The sequence below is a fragment of the Actinomycetota bacterium genome (genome assembly GCA_040905475.1).
In the GTDB taxonomy this organism is placed as follows: Bacteria; Actinomycetota; AC-67; order AC-67; family AC-67; genus DATFGK01.
Map to the genome: position 1 here is coordinate 1 of JBBDRM010000001.1, position 19,847 is coordinate 19,847.

The following is a 19,847-nucleotide window of genomic DNA, read 5'->3' on the forward strand; positions in this document are numbered from 1 at the left end:
TCGACGTCGCCGTCGCGGCCGTCGCCGGCGTCTCACGCTCGCAGGCTGCGCGGCTGATCGACGACGAACGGGTTCGCGTCAACGGCGAGCCCGGGGTGCGGTCGTTGCGCCTCGCCGTCGGCGATCGCATCGAGATCGAGCTATCCGACGAGCCGGCGGCGCGGCCGCCGTCCCCCGAGGAGATCGCCGTCCCGGTCGTTTACGAGGACGAGTGGCTGCTCGTCGTCGCCAAGCCGGCGGGGCTGGTCGTGCATCCCGCCCCAGGACACCCGAGCGGGACGCTGGTCAACGCCCTGCTCGCCCGCACCGGCCGGCCGCTTCCCGGCGCGCGCGACCGGCCCGGCATCGTGCACCGCCTCGACGCGGGGACGAGCGGGCTGATGATCGTCGCGCTCGACCAGACGGCGCTCGAGCGCCTGCAGCGGATGCTCGCCGACCGCGAGGTTTCGCGGATCTACACGACGCTCGTCGAGGGCTCACCGCCGCCGGCCGCCACGATCGACGCGCCGATCGGTCGCTCGCCCCGTCATCGCAAGAAGATGGCGGTGGTGGCCGGCGGCCGGGATGCGGTGACCGAGCTGCGCCGCCTCGAGGCGTTCCCGGAGACGGCCCTGGTCGAAGCGCGGCCCAAGACGGGACGGACGCACCAGATACGCGTCCACCTCGCCGGCGCCGGCTACCCCGTCGTCGGGGACCGCGTATACGGCCGGAACCGCAAGCTCGCCGCGCGGCTGGGGCTGGAACGGCCCTTCCTCCACGCGTCCGGCCTTTCGTTCCGTCATCCGATGACCGGCGAGCAGGTCGCGCTCGAGGAGCCGTTGCCCGCCGATCTTCTCGAGGCGCTCGAGCGGGCGCGGGGCTAGAACCAGTCGTTCACCCAGGGGAGCGGCCCGGCGAACATCTCCTCGAGCACCTCGACGTCGCCGTCGGACGCGTCGAGCCGCCCCAGTCGCCGTGCGTCGGCCGCGGACAGCATGCCCGACCAGATCGCCGCGAGCGTCGCGACGTCGACCGACGAGCCGGGCGACGAGGCGGTGGTCACCTTCGCGGAGCCCTCCGAGACCTCGACGCGCCAACCGCCGGTGTTCTCACCGAGCTGGGGATCATCGACGCGGAGCTCGACGGCGGCTTGAAGCGAGCGTGGGTAGCCGCGGGCCTCGAACGCGCCGGGCACGTCCACCAGCCGAAGCATCGGCCGGAACCATCCTTCGTGGTTCGCGTCCTGCTCTGGGAGCAGGTTCGCCAGCGGCTCGTTCGGCGGTCCCACCCAGATGAGGTCGCGCGCGTTCGAGCGGTGCCGCCCGGCGAACGTGAGCAGCGCGGCCGCGGACCCGGGAGTGGTCCAGACGAGATCGCGACAGTCGAGGTCGAATTCCCAGTCGCTGTCCTTGCGCTTCTCTTGGGTGTAGGCGAGGTAGCCGGTGATCCGACCGCCTTCTCGGACGCAAACCCGGAAGACCTCGCCCTCCTCCACGTTCGTGAGGATCCTCGTCCACCACTCCTTCGGTCGGTCGATGACACCGATGCGACCCGACGCCCACGAGCGATAGCACGCGGCGATCTCGTCGAGATCCGCATCGGTCCACGGCTCGGCCTCGAGCGTGGACCCTCGGGGGAGCAGACGGAGCGGTGTCTTGAACTCGACGCGGAAAGCCGCGTACTCGTAGCCGCACCGCCGGTAAACGGGGACGGTCGCCGGGTACAGCATCGAGATCGGGAAGCCCTTCGGTCGGAGCTCCGCCAGGGTGGCGACCACCAATCGCTCCGCGGTGCGGTCGCCTCGGGCTTCCGGTTCGACGACCACGCCACTGATCCCGGCCGACGGGACGGGACGGCCGCCGAAGAAATGCGCGATGGCGTGATAGCGCAACGCGCCGACGACGGCACCGTCCCGTTCGGCGACGCGCACGGTCTCCGCGGGGGGCTGCGGCAGCCTGCCGTGGAGCTCTCGGGGGATGTTGAACGAACGGCGATGAAGCGCCTTGACGAGGTCGCGCTCTTCCTCGCGCATGGCGCGCACGGTTATCGGTCGTTCGCTCATCGGTTGCCTCCCGGGCGACGACCTTACCAGCAGGTCGCGAGCCCAGTCGCCGGTTTAGCGGCGGCGCTGCTCGCGCAGGTGGAGGTCGTAGGCGCCGTCGTCCCGGGTGATGCGCGTCACGGCGGCGTCCTGGCCGAAAAGACGTTCGAGGCCGGTGCGCTCGCAGTAGTCGTGGATGACGACCGCCAGCTCCTCGAGGCGCTGAGAGTCCGCGCGCAGGCGGCGTTTCGCTGCGATCCACTCGTCCACCGCGCCGCCGATGTCGACCGGCGTCTCCTCGCGTTCGAAGCGGTGGGCGAACAGGGGGCACTGTGCCTGATAGTCGCACCAGTCGCACAGACGATTCTCTTGTGGCATGAACCGGCCGGCTTTGATCCCCTCCGCCACTTCGGCGATCCGGGACCGCGTCGCGTCGAGGTCCTCCGGCTTCCGCGTCACCGTCATCGGCTGGCCTGGGAGCAGGAAGTACAGCGTGAGCCGGTCGGGAAGGATGCCCCATACCTCCCACGCCGCGAGGTAGTAGATCGAGAGCTGGAGGTCGCGCTCGATGTACTTGCGCGGCGGCAGCCGTCGGTTGGTCTTGTAATCGATTATCTCGTAGGAGCCGTCGGGGTGGCGGTCCATCCGGTCGATGACCCCGGACACCGTGACGCCGTCGACGTCGATCTGGAACCGCTGCTCTAGGGCCACCGGGACGCGGAACGCCGGGGCGTTATCCCGGTGATAGGCGGTGAGGACCTCGCGGGCATGATCGCGGTAGGCGCGCTCGTCGTCCCGGGAGGGGTACGCGGAGCGTTCCCAGGCGTCGTCGAGGAAGCCCATCAGCTGCGCGACGGTCGGCGGGACCGGAACCGGCTGGGCGTGGAACCGGCGCAGTGCCTCGTGGAGGCTCTCGCCGAACGCCAGGGCCGGCGTGCGCCTGCCCGGCCGCCCATCGAGGTAACGGAGCTTGTATTGCAGCGGGCAGAGCTCGTACGTGGACATGGAGGAGTAGGAGAGCCGGATCGGGGTCTCTTCGACGACGGGCTCGGGGGAGAGGGCCAGCGAAAGCTCTTCCATGAGACGAGTATAGGTTCCGGCAGAGACGACTTACAAGGCTGTGATTCTTTCGAGGCGAACGGGTCGAACGGCTTGGCCTGCACGTTTTCACTTCCTTGAAGTGGGCGGGCCCCCGGGGTTATAAAGGGGGGCCGAATGACATCCGTGTGATTCTTCCTTCCCTGGGAGCGGTCACCCTTGGGCAGCGGTTTCGTCCACCTGCACAACCACACCGAGTATTCGATCCTGGACGGCGCCGCCCGGATCCCGGCGCTCTTCGAAAAGGCGTCGCGTCTCGGCATGCCGGCGATCGCCGTCACTGATCACGGCGTCATGTACGGCGCCATCGACTACTTCGAGGCGGGTCAGAAGGCCGGCGTGAAGCCGATCATCGGCGCCGAGCTTTACGTGGCCACCCGGAGCCGGTTCGAGAAGTCCTCCCGAGAGAAAGACTTCAACCATCACCTCACGGTCATCGCGACCTCGAACCAGGGCTACCGCAACCTCATGCGCCTGGTCACGACCGGCTGGCTCGAGGGCTACTACTACCGGCCCCGTGTCGACAAGGAAGCGCTGGCCGAGCACGCCGAGGGGCTTATCGGGTTCTCCGGCTGCCTCGCCGGCGAGGTGTGCTCGGCGCTCAAGATCGGCAACATGGCCGAGGCGGAGCGGGTCGCCGGCGCCTACCGCGACATCTTCGGTCCCGAGAACTACTTCATCGAGCTGCAGGATCACGGCCTCGAAGAGCAGCGGATGGTCCTACCGCAGCTCGTCGACCTTTCCGGGCGCTTGGGCGCGCCGCTCGTTGCGACCAACGACCTCCATTACACCGAGCGGACCGACGCCGGTGCCCACGACGCGCTGCTCTGCATCCAGACCAACGCAAAGATCAGCGACCCCGGCCGGTTCAAGTTCGATGCCGAGGAGTTCTATCTGAAGACGGCCGAGGAGATGCGGACCCTGTTCGCGGAGCGTCCCGACGCGTGCGACAACACGCTCGCGATCGCGGAGCGCTGCGACCTTTCGATCGAGTTCGGGACCCTTCACCTCCCGCCGTTCGTGCCGCCGACCGAGGAGTCACAGGAGCAGTATCTGCGCAGGCTCGTCGCGGAAGGAGCGACCAGGCGATACGGCGACCCGCTGTCGCCGGAAGCGCGCGACCGGATCGAGCACGAGCTCGGGATCATCCTCCGGATGGGGTTCGCCGGCTACTTCTTGATCGTCGCCGACCTGATCCAGTTCGCGCGTTCGCGCGGGATCCGCGTCGGCCCCGGCCGCGGAAGCGCGGCGGGGAGCGTCGTCTCCTACTGCCTCGGGATCACCGACCTCGATCCGATCCGCTACGGGCTGATCTTCGAGCGGTTCCTCAACCCCGACCGCCGGCAGATGCCCGACATCGACATGGACTTCGACGAGCGCGGCCGCGGCGAGATGATCCGGTACGCGACCGAGCGGTACGGAGAGGATCACGTCGCGCAGATCGTGACGTTCGGCACCATCAAGGGCAAGCAAGCGATCCGCGACGCCGCGCGGGTGCTCGACCTCCCGTACGGGATCGGGGACCGGCTTGCGAAGATGTACCCGCCGCCGATCCTCGGCAAGGACGCGCCGCTCGCTGCGTGCTTCGACCGAACCGTCGACTGGCCGGATCCCGGCACGAACGAGGCGTTCTCGCAGGCGTCGGATCTGCGGAAGGCCAACGACGAGGACGAGATCTCGCGCAAGGTGCTCGACATCGCGCGCGAGCTCGAAGGGTTGCGCCGGCAGGTGAGCGTCCACGCGGCCGGCGTCGTGATCGGCGACGAGCCGCTCGTGAACTACACACCGTTGCAGCGCGCGCAGGACGGCGCCGGCGGGATCGTCACCCAGTACGAGATGCACGCCGTAGAGAACCTGGGTCTGCTCAAGATGGACTTCCTCGGCTTGCGCACGTTGACCGTGCTCGAGGACGCCGTGCGGAACGTCAAGCGGACACGCGGGATCGACGTCGACATCGACGCGGTTCCGCTCGATCACGCGCCGACCTACGAGATGCTCACCCGGGGCGACACGATCGCGATCTTCCAATTGGAGTCGCCGGGGATGCGCGAGCTCGTCAAGAAGCTTCGGCCGGACCGGTTCGAGGACGTGATGGCTCTCGTCGCGCTGTACCGGCCGGGTCCGCTCGGCGAGCGGATGCACCTGGAGTACGCGGCCCGCAAGCACGGCCAGCGCACCGTCGAGTACCTGCACGCCGACCTCAAGCCGATCCTCGAGGAGACGTTCGGGATCATCCTGTATCAGGAGCAGGCGCTCCGGATCGCCGTGGACATGGCCGGGTTCTCCATGGCCGAAGCCGACACGTTGCGCAAAGCGATCGGCAAGAAGATCGGCGACGTGATGCGCGCGCAGCGCGAGAAGTTCCTGACCGGCTGCGTGGCCAAGGGCTACACGAAGGACCTGGCCAACAAGCTGTGGGAAATGATCGACCACTTCTCCGGCTACGGGTTCAACAAGTCGCACAGCTGCGGGTACGCCTACATCGCGTTCCAAACCGCGTACCTCAAGTCCACGTATCCGGTCGACTACCTGGCTGCGCTCCTCACGAGCGTGAAGGACAAGCAGGACCGGACCGCGCTCTACCTCGCGGAGTGCCGGACGATGGGCATCACGGTCGATCCGCCCGACGTGAACCTCTCGGCCTCGGACTACACGCCGCTCCCACCGGTTGAGGGGAAGCCGGGCGAGATCCGCATCGGGCTCTCCGCGATCCGCAACGTCGGTGAGAACGTCGTCGCGGAGATCATCCGCGAACGCGAGAAGAAGGGACCCTTCGGCTCCTTCGCCGACTTCTGCCACCGTGTCGATCCGACCGCCCTCAACAAGCGCGTCGTCGAGTCGTTCGTCAAAGCCGGCGCGTTCGACTCCCTCGGTCTGAGCCGCGGCGACTTCCTGACCTGGGGGACCGATACGCGCACCGGCGAGCAGAAGCTGGTTCTCTCGGACGCCGCGGCGACGATGCTCGACGCCGCGGCGACCTACCGGCGGAACGAGGATGCCGGGCAGTCGAGCCTGTTCAGCGCGGAGACGCATCACACGCTCGTCGACCCGGCCCCGAGCGGCGCCGACATCCCGCGGGCGGCGCTGCTCGCCGCGGAGAAGGAGATGCTCGGGCTGTACGTCTCGGAGCATCCGCTCCTCGAGGTCGAGAAGGCTCTCCGCGCCTCGACCGACACCCAGATCGCCGACATCGCGATGGCGCCGGAGGGCTCCGTTCGGTCGATCGGCGGCATCATCAGCCGCTTCGCCAAGAAATTCACGAAGAAGGGCGAAGCGATGGGGATCATCACGCTCGAGGATCTCGCCGGAGCCGTCGAGGTCGTCGTGTTCCCCGCCGCGTTCCAGAAGTTCGGTCCGCTCCTCGAACGCGACTCGATCATCTGCGTCAAAGGGAAGATCGATCTGCGCGAGGACGAGCCGAAGGTCGTCGCGCTGGAGGTGTGGCGGCCGAACCTCGCGGCCGGCGGCGATCCGCTCGTGCTGACGGTGGCCGCGGAAGCGTGCACGCCGAAGCTCGTCGAGGAGCTCAAGGTGATCTTGCACTCGCACCCGGGCCTCACGCCGGTTCACCTGCGACTCATGTCGGGGACGAAGACGAAGGTGTTGCGGCTCCCGGATGAGATCCGGATCGAGCGCCGCAACGGCCTCTACGCCGAGCTGAAGACCTTGCTCGGAACCGGCTCCTTGGCTTGAGTGCCGGGCTCCGCCCGAGTGCCCCTGTGAAGTGCTAGCCTCGCGCCGTGGTCGAGGGAAGGTCCGAGGACTTCAACGAGCGCGCGAAGCGACTGACGCCGCGCGAGTGGCGCGTCGTCGCGCTCTCGATCGAGGGCGTCGCCTCCGACGAGGCCTGCAAGGCGCTCGGCATCGCAGAGGGCACCCTCAAGAGCCACAAACAGGCGATCCGGCGCAAGCTCGGCGTCCCGCGCGGCAAGCGACTCGAACGCCACCTCCGCGAGAACCTCGACGCGATCCCGGCCTCGATGCGTCCGACCACCGAAGCCGGGATCCAGCAGGCGGTGACCGACCCATCGGTGCTCGAGCGGCGTGTCCGGCTGCTGTTGCGGCTCACGTTGGAGGAGCTGCTCGAGGTGGCCGACAACGCCGAGTTGCGTGCGGCGCTCCTCGAGCAGACCGTGCAGCGGGTCGCGTCCGAGGACGCCGACGAAGCGCGTCGCGAGGTCCGGGAGCTCCAGATCGTCGCGAAGGAGCTTCGGAGCACGTTCGAGCGGATCCGCGCCGACATCCGCGCGCGCGGGGACGCAGCCTCCCGCTAGTTCAAGGACGTCGACTCGATCGTCGGCCTCCGCACCGGAGGGCCCACCACCGTCAAGAGATTCGCCTCGGCCCTCGCGATCGTGGCGGCTCGCACGAGCCGCTCGGTCGCCGTCGAGGCTTCCAGAAGCGCTTGCACGACGTTCGGTTCGATCGACAGCGCCGCCGCGAGCGCGTAACTCGCCGCGACGGGGTCGTCGGGGAGCGTCGCGTCTTCCGGCTCGGAGCGGAGCAGCCGCGCGACCGCCCGCACGTATCGAGCCATCGCCGAGCGCGCGAAACCGAGTGCCTTCTCCGAGCTCGCGCCGACGGGCTCGTCGAGCAGCGCGACGACCGCGCGCGGATACGGATCGTCGTCCAGCCGCCGCTCGATCCGGAAGCGGCGCGTGCCGCGAGCGAGCAGCTCGAGGGTCCGGTCGGCATCCATACGCACCCATTCGACCGCGGCGATCACGCCGACGTCGTGGGTTTCCGCGCGGCCGCCGACCTCGGATCCTTCCCGGATCCTCGCGACGCCGAACGCCGCCGCCTCGTCGCCGGTGCGAACCGGCCGTCCGCCTTGCGAACCGGGGACGGCGTCTCCGAGGAGGTCGGACATCATCGTTCGGTAGCGCGGCTCGAAGACGCGCAAGGGGAGCGCTGCGCCGGGCAGCAGCACCGTGTTGAGTGGGAACAGAGGGATCTCCACCGACACCCAGATTGTAGGCTCACCTCACGTTTCCGCTTCCTCTAACGTTCTATGTCCGTGAGGCTGCCGCCGTTCCAGCGATTCCTCGACGCGCACCGCGACGAGGTCTACCGGTTCCTGCTGTCGGCTGTCGGATCGCAGGATGCGGACGACTGCTTCCAGGAGACGTTCCTGGCCGCGCTCCGCGGGTATCCGAGTCTCCGAGAGGCGGGGAACCTGCGAGGGTGGATCCTGACGATCGCCCATCGGAAGGTTCTTGACCATCACCGGATGCGGTCGCGAAGGGCGGTCCCTGTGGCCGCCGTCCCGGACCATCCGGGACGAGAGACTCCTGACCCCGACGACGGCGTGTGGGAGGCTGTTCGGAAGCTCCCCACCAAACAACGCGCGGCGGTTCTGCTGCGCTTCGCGGCCGACCTTCCCTACCGGGAGGTCGCCCGGGCGGCAGGCGGCACGGAGGAAGCGGCCCGGCGCAACGTGGCGGACGGGCTTCGAGCTTTGCGGAAGGAGTGGGGCCGATGAAGGATCTGGAGCGAGCGCTCGCGCGCTCGGGCGGCGTGGCCGTGAAGCAGCGCGCCGGACGCGCGGCGGCGGGGATGGCGACGCGAGCGCACGACGCCGGTCTGCTCGACGTCGGCTACGGCTACGCGGAGACGCCGTTCGGGCGGATGCTGGTCGCCGTCACACCCCGCGGACTCGTGCGAGTCGCGTTCCAGCCGGAGGCGCCCGACGACGTGCTCGAGGAGCTCACCGAACGCCTTTCGCCGCGCGTGCTCGAGGCGCCGATCGCCGTCGATGCGGTGCGACGCGAGCTCGACGAATACTTCGATGGGAAGCGCCGGGTGTTCGAACTCCCGCTGGACTGGTCGCTGACGACCGGGTTCAGACGCAAGGTCCTGCGGGCCACGGCTCGGATCCCGTACGGGGGCGTGTCGAGCTATCGCGAGATGGCCGAGCAGGCCGGGAACGGGCGGGCCTCGCGCGCCGCCGGCTCCGCGCTCGCTACGAATCCGATCCCCATCGTGGTTCCGTGCCACCGCGTGCTCCGGACGGGTGGGAACCTCGGCGGCTACGGGGGCGGGCTCGCCATGAAGGAAGCCCTGCTCAAGATGGAAGGCGTCCGGCTGGCCTAGCGCGGTTTATCGAGGGGGGCTCCGGGGCCTGCTCGGCTAGAATCGGCGGACCGTGCTGACCCTCGTTGACCTGCGCGGATACACGGGCGATCCGCTCGAGCGGCTGCCGCGTGCCGTCGTTGACCGGGACGCCGCACGGGCATCCGTCAGGACGCTGGTCGCCGATGTGCGCACCCGCGGAGACGAAGCGGTGCGCGAGGCGTCGAAGCGGTTCGGGGGGTCCCGCGCGGAGCCGCGGCGCATCCCGGCCGCCGACGTCTCCGCGGCCGCCGCTCGATGCGAAGCGGCTCTGCTCGACGCGCTCCGCGCCGCCGCCGACCGGATCCGCGCCTACCACGAAGCGCAGCTCGCGGAGGAGCGGGCCGCGTGGTGGCGGATCGGCCCCGACTCGATGCGCGTCGGGGAGGAGACGCGGCCGCTCCGCAGGGTTGGGTGCTACGTGCCGGGCGGCCGTGCCGCGTATCCCTCGACCGCGCTCATGACCGTTCTGCCGGCGATCCTGGCCGGCGTCGAGCAGGTCGTCGCCTGCGTCCCGGGCGCGCCCGACGGCAGCGGCATCAACCCGGCGACGCTCGCTGCGCTCGAGATCGCCGGGGCTTCCGAGGTCCACGAGTGCGGCGGCGCGCAGGCGATCGCCGCGATGGCCTACGGAACCGAGACGATCGGCCGCGTCGACAAGATCGTCGGGCCCGGCTCGATCTGGGTCGCCCTCGCCAAGCACGAGGTCGCGCTCGATGTGGGCGTCGACTCCTTCGCAGGCCCGACCGAGGTCGCGATCGTCGCCGACGCGTCGGCCCCGGCGTCGTTCGTCGCCGCCGATCTCCTCGCCCAAGCCGAGCACGACCCGCTGGCGACGCCGCTGCTGATCACCTGGGATGTGGACTACGCGAACGCCGTCGACGAGGCGCTCGAGGCGGAACTCGGACGCGCCGACCGTCGCGAAGACGTCGAGGCAGCCCTCAAAGCGCAGGGCCGTGCCGTGCTCGTCGACGACCTCGACCACGCGCTCGCGGTCGCCGACGCGTTCGCGCCCGAGCACCTCGAGCTCTGCCTCGCCGACGCGGAGCTCGCGCTGCAGAAGATCCGGAACGCCGGAGCCGTCTTCGTGGGGCCGTATTCGCCGGTCGCGCTCGGCGATTACGTCGCCGGGACGAATCACGTGCTTCCCACCGCGGGGACGGCGCGATTCGCGTCGCCGCTGCGCGTCGCCGACTTCATCAAGTCGACCGCCGTGATCCAGTTCGACCGGGCCGGAGTCGAGGCCGTCGCGCCGGCGCTCCTCGCGATCGCGAAGGCCGAGGGATTGACCGCGCACGCGCGCGCAGTCGAGGTGAGGCTCTCGTGACGCGTCCGTTCGAGGTTCGCGACGACCTGCGCGACGTGCCTCCGTACCGCGCGCCGCAGGTCGACGCGGCGGTGCGGCTGAACACCAACGAGTCGCCGTGGCCGCCGCCCGAGGGGTTCCTGAAGGATCTCGCCGAGCGGATCTCGCGGTCGGAGCTGAACCGCTATCCGGATCGCGAAGCGCGGGCGTTGCGGTCGGCGCTCGGGGCCCGGTTCACGTGGCCGGGGGACGGCGTCTGGGTCGCCAACGGCTCCAACGAGATCATCCAGACGCTGCTCCTCGCGTTCGGCGGAGCCGGCCGGCGAGCGCTGGCGTTCAGTCCCACGTATGCGATGTACCCGCACATCTCCGCCGTGACGGCGACGGTGTTCGTCGAGCGCCCGGTCGAGGAGCCGTGGGTGCTCGACCCGACCGACGTTTCTCGGGCGGTGGAAGAGGTCGACCCGGCGATCACCTTCGTCTGCTCGCCGAACAACCCGACGGGTACGGCGCAGAGCCTCGACGTCGTTCGGGCCGCTCTTGACGCGGGCCGCGGGATCGTGGTGGTGGACGAGGCGTACGGCGAGTTCGGGGGCGAGTCGGCGACCGCGATCCTGGGACGGCACGACCGGCTGGCGATCCTGCGGTCGTTCTCGAAGTCGTGGAGGCTCGCCGGCGCGCGGCTGGGGTATCTGCTCGCGCATCCATGGCTCGTCGAGGCGATCCAGGTCGCGCGCCTGCCGTATCACCTGTCCGCGCTGTCGCAAGCGTGCGGAGAAGTGGCCGTGCGCCACGCCGGAGCCGCGCTGTCGGCGGTCGAGGAGATCGTGGTCGAGCGGGACCGCCTCGGGAAGGAGCTGGAACGCGTCCGCGGGGTCGAGGTATTCCCGAGCGCGGCCAACTTCGTGCTCGTCCGCACGCCGCTCGAGGGACCCACGCTGTGGCAGGGTCTGGTCGGTCGCGGCGTGCTGGTTCGCGATTTCTCTTCGATGTACGGCCTGGCGCGATGCCTCCGCGTCACCGTGGGGACCGGCGAGCAGAACGCGACCTTCGTCGAGGCGTTGAGAGGAGTGCTGGCGGATGCCGCCGAGGAAGACTAGCCGTTCGGGGAAGGTCCGCCGGAAGACGAAAGAGGTGGACGTCGAGGTTCGTTTGGTCGTGGACGGCCGCGGCGTCTCCTCCGCCGACACCGGGATCCCGTTCTTCGACCACATGCTCGAGCAGCTCGGGAAGCACGCGGGGTTCGATCTTTCGGTGAAGGCGCTCGGCGACCTCAAGGTGGACGCGCACCACACCGTCGAGGACACCGGGCTCGCGATCGGGGATGCGCTGCGCCGCTCGCTCGGGACGAAAGGCGGGATCGAGCGGTTCGGGGACGCGCTGGTGCCGCTCGACGAGGCGTTGCTGCAAGTCGCCGTCGACCTGTCCGCGCGGCCGTATCTCGTCCACGAGGTCGACGCGAAGGCGAAGCTGATCGGCACGTTCGACACGCGCCTTGCGGAGGAGTTCATCAGGGCGTTCGCCCAAGCGGCCGGTGCGACGATCCACGTGCGGATGCTGGCCGGCAAGAACCCGCACCACATCGTCGAGGCCGAGTTCAAGGCGCTGGCGCAGGCCCTGCGCAAGGCGTGCGCACGTACTGGACGCCGTGGTGTGCCCTCGACCAAAGGCCGGCTCTGATGGTTCCGTCGGAGGTCATGGGTGTCGTTCCGAGGCGTCAGACATGTCAGACACGTCTGACGGTCTCAAACAACAAGGTGCCCGCCCGAGGTGCGCCTCGGTGACCCGGCTGGCGGTGCTGGACTTCGGGATGGGCAACCTGCGATCCGTCGCGAAGGCGCTGGAGCGCGTGGGTGCGTCGGTCGAGGTAACGCCGGAGGTTCCTTCGGACGCCGACGCCCTCGTTGTCCCAGGCCAAGGAGCCTTCGCGTCCTGTCTCGTCAACCTTGGATCCCAGAAGGACGACGTTGCCGGATGGATCCGCGACGGACGGCCGTTCCTCGGGATCTGCCTCGGCCTGCAGATCCTGTTCGGATCGAGTCAAGAGGGCGGCGGGCCCGGCCTCGGCGTGTTCGAGGGCAAGGTTGTTCGCTTCCCGGACGGCCACAAGATCCCGCACATCGGCTGGAACGAGGTCCGGACCACGCGCGAGGCGCCGCTGTTCGCTGGGATCGAGCCCGGCGCCCGCTTCTACTTCTGCCACTCGTATTACCCAGACGCGTCGCCCGAAGACGTTTCGGCGACGAGCGACTATGGCGTCGACTTCTGCTGCGCGGTGTGGCGAGACAACGTCCACGCGGTCCAGTTCCACCCCGAGAAGAGCGGCGAGCACGGTCTCGCGCTGCTCGAGAACTTCCTGCGGGAGGTTCGCGCGGCGTGATCCTCCTCCCGGCCGTCGATATCCGCGGCGGCAAGTGCGTTCGGCTCGTGCAGGGCGACTTCGGGCGCGAGACCGTCTACGACGACGACCCCGTCTCGGTCGCGAAACGATACGAGGCCGAGGGGGCCGAGTGGTTGCACGTCGTCGATCTGGACGCCGCCCTCGAAGGCGTGCCGCGCAACCGTGAGCTCGTCGCGGAGGTGATCCGCTCGGTCGAGATCCCGGTGCAGTGCTCGGGCGGTATCCGCGACGAGGAAGCGCTTCAGGCCGCGAACGCCGCGGGGGCCGCGCGCGTCGTGATCGGTACCGCGGCGTTGCGGGATCCGCCGTTCGTCGAGCAGGCGATCGACCGGCACGGCGGGTTCGTGGCGGTGGGGCTCGACGTCCGAGGCGAGACGCTTCAGGCACGCGGGTGGACCGAGGACGCCGGAAGGTTGTGGCCGACCATGGAGCGTCTGGTCGCGGCCGGCGTCACCCGGTTCGTCGTCACCGATGTCGCTCGCGACGGCATGCTCGAGGGCCCGAACCTGGATCTGCTTCGGGACGTGCTCGGCCGGACCGAGCGCGCTGTCGTCGCCAGCGGCGGGGTCTCTTCGCTCGACGACCTGTTGGCGATCGCAGGCCTCGGCGTCGAGGGCTGCATCGTCGGCAAGGCGCTTTACGCCGGGCGCTTCACGCTCCCCGAGGCGCTCGACGCGGTGGGCTGATTGCTCGCACGTCGAATCATCCCGTGCCTCGACGTCGACGCCGGGCGCGTCGTGAAGGGCGTGCGCTTCGTCGACATCCGCGACGCCGGCGACCCCGTCGAGATGGCCGCCGTCTACGACCGTGAGGGCGCCGACGAGCTGGTCTTCCTCGACATCACCGCCTCCGTCGAGCAGCGCGACACGATGATCGACGTCGTGCGCCGCACTGCAGAGCAGGTCTTCATCCCGCTCACCGTCGGCGGGGGAGTGCGCACGGTCGACGACGTTCGCAACCTCCTGCGCGCGGGCGCGGACAAGGTCTCGCTCAACACCGCGGCCGTCCGCGACCCGGGCGTGCTGCGCGCGGCGTCGGACGAGTTCGGGGCGCAGTGCATCGTGATCGCGATCGACGCCCGACGGCGCGACGGCGGCTGGGAGGTCGTCGTCGAGGGCGGGCGAACGACGACCGGCCTCGACGCGGTGGAGTGGGCGAAGCGCACGACGGCCGAGCACGGCGCCGGCGAGGTCCTGCTCACGAGCATGGACCGCGACGGGACCAAGGACGGCTACGACATCGCGCTGACCCGCACGATCTCCGACGCGGTGACCGTTCCCGTGATCGCGAGCGGCGGCGCCGGCACGCCCGAGCACTTCGCGGACGCGCTCACCGACGGCAAGGCCGACGCCGCGCTCGCCGCCAGCGTCTTCCACTTCGGCGAGATGCGCATCGCCGACGTCAAGACCCACCTCCGCGACGCGGGGATCCCCGTACGATGAACGACGAGGCGAACCCGGACGGCTATCTCGCCTTCGTCGGCTTCTACGACGAGTGGGTGAAGGACGTAACCGGCGACGTCGAATTCTACGTGCGTCGCGCCGGTGAGTCCGAGGGGCCGATGGTCGAGCTCGGCGTCGGGACGGGCCGGATCGCGATCCCGACCGCCCTGACGGGAAAGGACGTCATCGGCGTCGACGTCTCGTCGTCCATGCTGGCCGAAGGACGGAAGCGAGCCGCCGAGGCGGGCGTCGCCGATCGGCTCACGTTCCTTGAGGCCGACATGCGCCATCACGTGGCCGAGCCGCCGGTCACGCTCGTGACGATCCCGTACCGCTCGTTCCTTCACATGCTCACGGTCGAGGACCAGCTGGCCTGCCTCGAGTCGGTCCATGGCTCACTCGTCCCAGGTGGCCGGCTGATCCTGAACATGTTCGTCCCCGACCCGAGCCTCATCGTCGCGCAAGATCGGCGGCGCAACCTCCACAGCGAGTACACCGACGAACGGGGCCGTCGCTGCGAGCTGTGGGTGATTCCCGAATACGAGGTCACCACACAGCGGATCACGATCCGCGCGAGCGTCGAGGCGTATGAAGGTGAGCGGCGCGTCGAGACGACCGAGACCGTGCTTCCGGTGCGGATGGTCCACCGATACGAGATGGAGCATCTCCTCGCGCGCTCCGGCTTCGACGTGGAGGCCCTATATGGTGACTTCGACGAGCGTCCCCTCACCGAGGACTGCCGCGAGATGATCTGGGTGGCGAGGAAACCATGAGCGCGGACATCAAGGCCCTGAAATGGGATGCCAACGGCCTCATCCCCGCGATCGTGCAGCAGCATAACACCGGTGAGGTGCTGATGGTCGCGTGGATGAACGAAGAGTCGCTCGCGAAGACCCTCGAGACGAGCGAGACCTGGTTCTGGAGCCGCTCTCGCAAGGAGCTATGGCACAAAGGCGCGACGAGCGGGAGCACCCAGCGCGTGATCGAGGTCCGCTTCGACTGCGACGCCGACACGCTGCTCGTGCTCGTCGATGCGGCCGGGCCCGCGTGTCACACGGGGGAGCGGAGCTGTTTCTTCCGGGTGCTCGGCGTCGACGCTATCGAGCCTCGGTAGACTGCCGCCGGTATGGCAGCCGCCACGTACTCGCCGACCCGAGAGGAGTTCTTGCGCCTCGCGTCCGAGCACACGCTCGTGCCGGTGTGGCGTGAGGTGCTCGGCGATCTCGAGACCCCGGTCGGCGCGTATCGAAAGCTTGGGAACCAACCGAACTCGTTCTTGCTTGAGTCGGTCGAGCACGGCGAGCGGTGGGGACGGTACTCGTTCATCGGCGTCGATCCGTTCCTGGTGATGACGAGCCGCGACGGTACCGTGACCTTCGAGGGGGAACCGCCGGCCGAGGCGAAGGACGCGCCCGACCCGCTCACCGCCGTCGAGCGAGCGCTCGCCGCTTACCGCGCGCCGGCGTTGCCCGGCCTTCCGCCGCTCCACGGCGGCGCGGTCGGCTACATCGGGTACGACGCGGTGCGCTACATCGAGAAGCTGCCGCAGACCACGACGGACGACCTCCGGCTCCCCGAGTTGTGGCTGCTGTTCACCGGTAGTCTGCTCGTCTTCGACCACCTGCGCCAGCGGCTCACGGTGATCTCGAACGTGGCGATCGGTGAGGACCCGGCCGCGCAGTACGACGAAGCGGTGGAGCGAGCCGAAGGGCTGGTCGGCCGCCTCGCGAGCACGCCGACGCAGGGCAAGCCGGTTTCGCCGACGCTCGAGGCAGACGTGGGCGAAGTGGCCTCCAACGTCGGACGCGACACCTTCATCGCCAACGTCTCGAAGGTGAAGGAGTACATCGCCGCGGGCGACATCTTCCAGTGCGTCGTGTCGCAGCGCTTCGAGATGCCCACCAAGGCGGATCCCTTCGACGTGTACCGCGTGCTCCGGCTGATCAACCCGAGTCCGTACATGTTCTTCCTGAACTTCCCCGACCTGGCCGTCGTCGGCTCCTCCCCCGAGCCTCACGTCAGGGTGATCGGTCGCGAGGCGATCATCAGGCCGATCGCCGGCACGCGCCCGCGCGGCGCGACAGATGAAGAGGACGACAAGCTCGCCGACGAGCTCCTCGCCGACGAGAAGGAGCGCGCCGAGCACGTGATGCTCGTCGACCTGGCGCGCAACGACCTCGGACGCGTGTGCAGGCCGGGCACGGTTCGAGTGTCGGAGCTGATGCAGGTCGAGCGCTACTCGCACGTGATGCACATCGTGAGCGAGGTGCACGGCGAGATCGAGCCCGACCGGACCGCGTTCGACGCGTTCAAGTGGGCCTTCCCGGCCGGCACGGTGAGCGGCGCCCCGAAGATCCGCGCGATGGAGATCATCGACGAGCTCGAGAGCTCGCGACGCGGACCCTACGCCGGCGCGGTCGGCTACTTCGATTTCTCCGGCAACCTCGACACGTGCATCACGCTCCGGACGGCGCTGATCTCCCGCGGCACCGCCTACGTGCAGGCCGGCGCCGGGATCGTGGCCGACAGCGTCCCCGAAGCGGAGGACGACGAGTGCCGCAACAAGGCGCGCGCCCTGCTGTCGGCGATCAAGGCGGCCGAGGAGCTCTCCTGACCCCCGTCGGTCGTCTGACGCTCGCCGGCGCCGGGGTGATCGTGGGCGGGATGGTGGTCGCAGCCGGCACCCGGATGACGTGGGTCGACGTGTCGCTGAGTGGAGCTCCGGTGAACGCGCCCGGCCTGCCTCCGATCTTCCTCGGAGGCGGCGAGGTGCCCTTCAACGGCGCCGAGATCGGTGCCGGGTACCTCTTCGGGCTCGGGCTGCTGCTGGCGTTGGTGCCGCTCGGCTGGCTCGTGACCGGACCGAAAGGCCGTCTCGGGCTCGGCGCGCTCGGCCTCGCGCTCGGGGTCGGGATCGGGATCGGCGTCTCCGTGGCGCGCTCCGACTCCATCGCCCGAGCGTCCCGGCTCATCCGCGAAGACGTCGGGAATGAGCTTCCCGCTTTCCGGGTGAAGAGCGACACCGGGCCCGGCGTCACCGCCGGCGGCGCGGCGCTGGCGGGCCTCTCTTCGGTCGCCGGTGCGATCGCGGGCCGTCGCGTCCCCAAGCTGCGGATGGCCGATCCGCCGGACAAAGGCGCCGCGGAATGAACCTCATCCTCGCGTTCGTCGAGGACCGCCGGCTCGGCCTGTCCGCCATGGGGGCGCTCGCCGTCGCGGTCGGCTCGGCGCTGCCGTGGCTATACGTCCCCCAGCCGCTGATCGGATCGGCGACCGGCTACGGCTTGCAGGACGAGGGGAAGATCACGGTGCTTCTCGGTGGGCTGGCGCTGGTGCTGCTGGTCGCGTTCGCGCGCGTGCGCGGCCGTGATCTCGCCGTCGGGGCGGCGGCATGCGGGCTGGGGTCAGCGGCGCTCGCGGCTTACTACGCGACGCGGATCCCCGAGAACGCCGCGCGCGTGATCGCGCGGATCTTCTCGAGCGGGGGAGCGCCGCTCGACCCGAGCGCGGTGGTTCCGTTCCCGGCACGGCTCGGCCCCGGCGTCTGGGTCGTGATCGGCGGCGCCGCGGTCCTGGTGATCACGTCGATCGCGCTCAGCCTCCGGGCACCCGGAAGGATCGAACCATCGCTTCGATCGCCGTCTTGACGCTCCGGCTCGGATCGAGCGTGAACGCCTCGTAGATCCGGCGGGCGCCGTCCCCGTCGATGTGTTCCCAGAGATACAGAAGCGCCGGCTTCGGCTCATCGAACGCCGTCATGCTCCCATCGATCTTCAAGATCGGGATCCCGAAACGGTTGCGGAAAGACGTCTCGGTCGTCTGCGTGAAACGGCCGCGGGCTTCTTGCGCCCAAGCGTCGAAGGGGGGGAGCGCCTCGCCCTCAGCGCTCACGTCGTCGTACCAGCCGTCGAGCGTGATCTCCGTGAGCGGACCCTCACGCGGCGTCTTGGAGATCGGGAAGGCACTGAAGAAGAGGTGATCGACCATGAGCCCCGTTCGCGGCGACCCCTCCTCGGGGCGCTGGAGGGGCTCCTCGAGCACGCTCCACCCGCACGGATACTCCACGACGTACTGCGCGAGCAGGTTGGCTTCGAGCGTCGAGATCGTTGCCTGCGGGCACGCACCTGGGGGGGAATCCAGGGCTGCGAGCCGCATCTCGAGGCGATCGCGGTCGGCCTTGATGCGATCGCGCTCGGCGGAGAGCGCGGACGCGCTCGACTCCAGGACACGGACGCGCCGCTCGAGCACCGCGACGCGGTCGATGCCCGACCGCCCAACCGTCCAGCCGCCGTACGCGGAGGCAGCAGCGAGCGCGGCCAGCGCCAGGGCCACCCCAACGATCCGTCTCTTCGCGATGGCGGTCACTGTATCCGCCGCCGGGCATTTCGGACGCTGGGGAAGGAACGTACGGCGACCCCTCTCGGCTGCCGATACCATCGAACACGGATGCCGAAGCGACTCCGACTCCTTGCTTTCCTCGCCGCCGCAGCGCTGGTCGTGCCGGCGTGTACGCGCACACCTGCCGCGACGCCGAAGCCGACCCCGAGCGTCTCGCCGACCCCGACGCCCACGCCGGTTCCCACCCCGACGCCGAAGCCGGCCGCCTTCGACACCGACCGCGCCTTCGCTCACCTTCGCCACCTTGTCGAGACGGTCGGGATCCGCGAGGCCGGCTCGGCGGGGTTCCGGAAGGCGGCGAACTACGCGGCCGAGCAGTTCAAGTCGTTCGGCTACACGGTGACGAGACAGACGATCCCCCTTCCGGCCGGCGTGAGCCAGGGGGTCGCGGTCCCCGAGGGCGAGACGCAGAACGTCATCGCCGCGCCGCCGGGCTACGACGCCAAGAAGCCGCATCTTCTCGTCGGCGGCCACCTCGACACGGTCGCCGTCACACGCGGCGCGAACGACAACGGCAGCGGATCGGCGGTGCTGCTCGAGCTCGCGCGGGTCGCGAGCATCACACCCCCGGTCATGCCGACGATCTTCGTGTTGTTCGGCGGCGAGGAGCGGCGCCGATCGGGCGTCGGCGGAGCGACGTTCGGCTCTCGCTACTTCCTTGCGAACATGAGCAAGGCAGAGGGCAAAGCCTTGAAAGGCGTGCTCGTCCTCGACATGATCGGCGCCGGACCCATCGCCTACATCTGCCACGCGGCGCTGACCGAGGGTGACTTCGTGGACGCCATGGTCGCGACCGGGAAGCGGCTGAAGCTTCCGTCGCAGAAGCGGATCGTCACCGGGTATTTCTCGGACCACGCGCCGTTCGAGCGCGCCGGCTACGTGGTGGCGTGGCTCTGGTCGGGCGAACACAGCACCTTGCACACGCCGCAAGACACGATGTCCGTCGTGCAGCGCGCCTCCGTGAGCCGGATGGGCCGGATCGCATGGGAGACGCTGCGGACGATCCGGCTGTAGGCTCGCCCGAATGAGCGGGTTCCTCGAACGGGTCACCGGGGATCGGGGGGGGGGCGC

General features: G+C 69.4%; 21 protein-coding genes. 17 read left to right on the forward strand and 4 right to left on the reverse strand.

Going from position 1 to position 19,847, the window contains the following annotated elements:
• Positions 1-863, forward strand: an 863-nt coding sequence (locus tag WEB06_00005) for an RluA family pseudouridine synthase (GenBank protein ID MEX2553999.1), incomplete at its 5' end; no start/stop codon positions are given.
• Here the strand turns inward: WEB06_00005 and WEB06_00010 are convergent.
• Together WEB06_00010 and WEB06_00015 are read right to left on the reverse strand one after the other, a co-directional pair.
• The gene (locus tag WEB06_00010) at positions 860-2,041 is read right to left on the reverse strand and encodes a GNAT family N-acetyltransferase (GenBank protein ID MEX2554000.1); all 1,182 of its coding nucleotides are present in this window, start codon (positions 2,039-2,041) and stop codon (positions 860-862) included. The genes WEB06_00005 and WEB06_00010 overlap by 4 nt on opposite strands.
• A gap of 54 nt (positions 2,042-2,095) precedes the next feature.
• Positions 2,096-3,100 (reverse strand): PD-(D/E)XK nuclease family protein, encoded by a 1,005-nt coding sequence (locus WEB06_00015; GenBank protein ID MEX2554001.1) that lies wholly within the window; start codon positions 3,098-3,100, stop codon positions 2,096-2,098.
• 177 nt (positions 3,101-3,277) lie between these two features.
• Between WEB06_00015 and dnaE the strand changes: the two genes are divergently transcribed.
• Both dnaE and WEB06_00025 read left to right on the forward strand, forming a co-directional pair.
• Complete coding sequence (dnaE, locus tag WEB06_00020; GenBank protein ID MEX2554002.1) at positions 3,278-6,811, forward strand: DNA polymerase III subunit alpha; 3,534 nt, start codon at positions 3,278-3,280, stop codon at positions 6,809-6,811.
• Between the two features lie 47 nt (positions 6,812-6,858).
• Positions 6,859-7,392, forward strand: a complete 534-nt coding sequence (locus tag WEB06_00025; protein ID MEX2554003.1) for a LuxR C-terminal-related transcriptional regulator — start codon at positions 6,859-6,861, stop codon at positions 7,390-7,392.
• Here WEB06_00025 and WEB06_00030 read toward each other — a convergent pair.
• Positions 7,389-8,078 carry an LON peptidase substrate-binding domain-containing protein gene (locus tag WEB06_00030; protein MEX2554004.1) on the reverse strand — a complete coding sequence of 230 codons (690 nt, stop codon included), beginning with the start codon at positions 8,076-8,078 and terminating at the stop codon, positions 7,389-7,391. The two genes, WEB06_00025 and WEB06_00030, sit on opposite strands and share 4 nt — an antisense overlap.
• A gap of 57 nt (positions 8,079-8,135) precedes the next feature.
• Between WEB06_00030 and WEB06_00035 the strand changes: the two genes are divergently transcribed.
• The 13 genes from WEB06_00035 (at position 8,136) to WEB06_00095 (ending at position 18,025) form a co-directional block, all read left to right on the forward strand.
• Positions 8,136-8,600, forward strand: a complete 465-nt coding sequence (locus WEB06_00035) for an RNA polymerase sigma factor (protein MEX2554005.1) — start codon at positions 8,136-8,138, stop codon at positions 8,598-8,600.
• A complete protein-coding gene (locus tag WEB06_00040) occupies positions 8,597-9,211 on the forward strand; it encodes a methylated-DNA--[protein]-cysteine S-methyltransferase (protein ID MEX2554006.1) in 615 nt (204 codons plus the stop codon). Before WEB06_00035 ends, WEB06_00040 begins: the two co-directional genes overlap by 4 nt.
• A 52-nt stretch (positions 9,212-9,263) precedes the next feature.
• Complete coding sequence (gene hisD, locus WEB06_00045) at positions 9,264-10,556, forward strand: histidinol dehydrogenase (GenBank protein ID MEX2554007.1); 1,293 nt, start codon at positions 9,264-9,266, stop codon at positions 10,554-10,556.
• A complete protein-coding gene (hisC, locus tag WEB06_00050; GenBank protein MEX2554008.1) occupies positions 10,553-11,635 on the forward strand; it encodes a histidinol-phosphate transaminase in 1,083 nt (360 codons plus the stop codon). The genes hisD and hisC overlap by 4 nt, the downstream gene beginning before the upstream one ends.
• A complete protein-coding gene (hisB, locus tag WEB06_00055; GenBank protein MEX2554009.1) occupies positions 11,616-12,215 on the forward strand; it encodes an imidazoleglycerol-phosphate dehydratase HisB in 600 nt (199 codons plus the stop codon). Before hisC ends, hisB begins: the two co-directional genes overlap by 20 nt.
• 100 nt (positions 12,216-12,315) lie before the next feature.
• Positions 12,316-12,915, forward strand: coding sequence for an imidazole glycerol phosphate synthase subunit HisH (gene hisH / locus WEB06_00060; protein MEX2554010.1), 600 nt, complete (start codon positions 12,316-12,318; stop codon positions 12,913-12,915).
• A complete protein-coding gene (gene hisA, locus WEB06_00065; GenBank protein ID MEX2554011.1) occupies positions 12,912-13,622 on the forward strand; it encodes a 1-(5-phosphoribosyl)-5-[(5-phosphoribosylamino)methylideneamino]imidazole-4-carboxamide isomerase in 711 nt (236 codons plus the stop codon). The genes hisH and hisA overlap by 4 nt, the downstream gene beginning before the upstream one ends.
• Positions 13,623-14,378: an imidazole glycerol phosphate synthase subunit HisF gene (gene hisF, locus WEB06_00070; GenBank protein ID MEX2554012.1), complete on the forward strand. Its 756-nt coding sequence runs from the start codon at positions 13,623-13,625 to the stop codon at positions 14,376-14,378.
• Entirely contained in the window at positions 14,375-15,151 is a 777-nt protein-coding gene (locus WEB06_00075) for a class I SAM-dependent methyltransferase (protein ID MEX2554013.1), read from the forward strand. The genes hisF and WEB06_00075 overlap by 4 nt, the downstream gene beginning before the upstream one ends.
• The gene (gene hisI / locus WEB06_00080) at positions 15,148-15,492 is read left to right on the forward strand and encodes a phosphoribosyl-AMP cyclohydrolase (GenBank protein ID MEX2554014.1); all 345 of its coding nucleotides are present in this window, start codon (positions 15,148-15,150) and stop codon (positions 15,490-15,492) included. The genes WEB06_00075 and hisI overlap by 4 nt, the downstream gene beginning before the upstream one ends.
• Positions 15,493-15,504: 12 nt before the next feature.
• Positions 15,505-16,992 (forward strand): anthranilate synthase component I, encoded by a 1,488-nt coding sequence (gene trpE / locus WEB06_00085; GenBank protein MEX2554015.1) that lies wholly within the window; start codon positions 15,505-15,507, stop codon positions 16,990-16,992.
• Positions 16,932-17,528, forward strand: a complete 597-nt coding sequence (locus WEB06_00090; GenBank protein ID MEX2554016.1) for a hypothetical protein — start codon at positions 16,932-16,934, stop codon at positions 17,526-17,528. The genes trpE and WEB06_00090 overlap by 61 nt, the downstream gene beginning before the upstream one ends.
• Positions 17,525-18,025: a hypothetical protein gene (locus WEB06_00095; protein MEX2554017.1), complete on the forward strand. Its 501-nt coding sequence runs from the start codon at positions 17,525-17,527 to the stop codon at positions 18,023-18,025. Before WEB06_00090 ends, WEB06_00095 begins: the two co-directional genes overlap by 4 nt.
• Here the strand turns inward: WEB06_00095 and WEB06_00100 are convergent.
• Positions 17,973-18,710 (reverse strand): hypothetical protein, encoded by a 738-nt coding sequence (locus tag WEB06_00100; protein MEX2554018.1) that lies wholly within the window; start codon positions 18,708-18,710, stop codon positions 17,973-17,975. The genes WEB06_00095 and WEB06_00100 overlap by 53 nt on opposite strands.
• 114 nt (positions 18,711-18,824) lie before the next feature.
• On the opposite strand from WEB06_00100, the gene WEB06_00105 reads away from it, so the two are divergent.
• Entirely contained in the window at positions 18,825-19,790 is a 966-nt protein-coding gene (locus WEB06_00105; GenBank protein MEX2554019.1) for a M28 family metallopeptidase, read from the forward strand.
• Positions 19,791-19,847 lie beyond the last annotated feature (57 nt).

What these genes read in the sequence shown, in the direction of transcription:
- WEB06_00010 (MEX2554000.1), bottom strand. Translation starts at nt 2,041, where the DNA reads ATGAGCGAACGACCGATAACCGTGCGCGCCATGCGCGAGGAAGAGCGC.
- WEB06_00015 (MEX2554001.1), bottom strand. Translation starts at nt 3,100, where the DNA reads ATGGAAGAGCTTTCGCTGGCCCTCTCCCCCGAGCCCGTCGTCGAAGAG.
- WEB06_00040 (MEX2554006.1), top strand. Translation starts at nt 8,597, where the DNA reads ATGAAGGATCTGGAGCGAGCGCTCGCGCGCTCGGGCGGCGTGGCCGTG.
- hisB (MEX2554009.1), top strand. Translation starts at nt 11,616, where the DNA reads ATGCCGCCGAGGAAGACTAGCCGTTCGGGGAAGGTCCGCCGGAAGACG.
- WEB06_00075 (MEX2554013.1), top strand. Translation starts at nt 14,375, where the DNA reads ATGAACGACGAGGCGAACCCGGACGGCTATCTCGCCTTCGTCGGCTTC.
- hisI (MEX2554014.1), top strand. Translation starts at nt 15,148, where the DNA reads ATGAGCGCGGACATCAAGGCCCTGAAATGGGATGCCAACGGCCTCATC.
- trpE (MEX2554015.1), top strand. Translation starts at nt 15,505, where the DNA reads ATGGCAGCCGCCACGTACTCGCCGACCCGAGAGGAGTTCTTGCGCCTC.
- WEB06_00095 (MEX2554017.1), top strand. Translation starts at nt 17,525, where the DNA reads ATGAACCTCATCCTCGCGTTCGTCGAGGACCGCCGGCTCGGCCTGTCC.
- WEB06_00105 (MEX2554019.1), top strand. Translation starts at nt 18,825, where the DNA reads ATGCCGAAGCGACTCCGACTCCTTGCTTTCCTCGCCGCCGCAGCGCTG.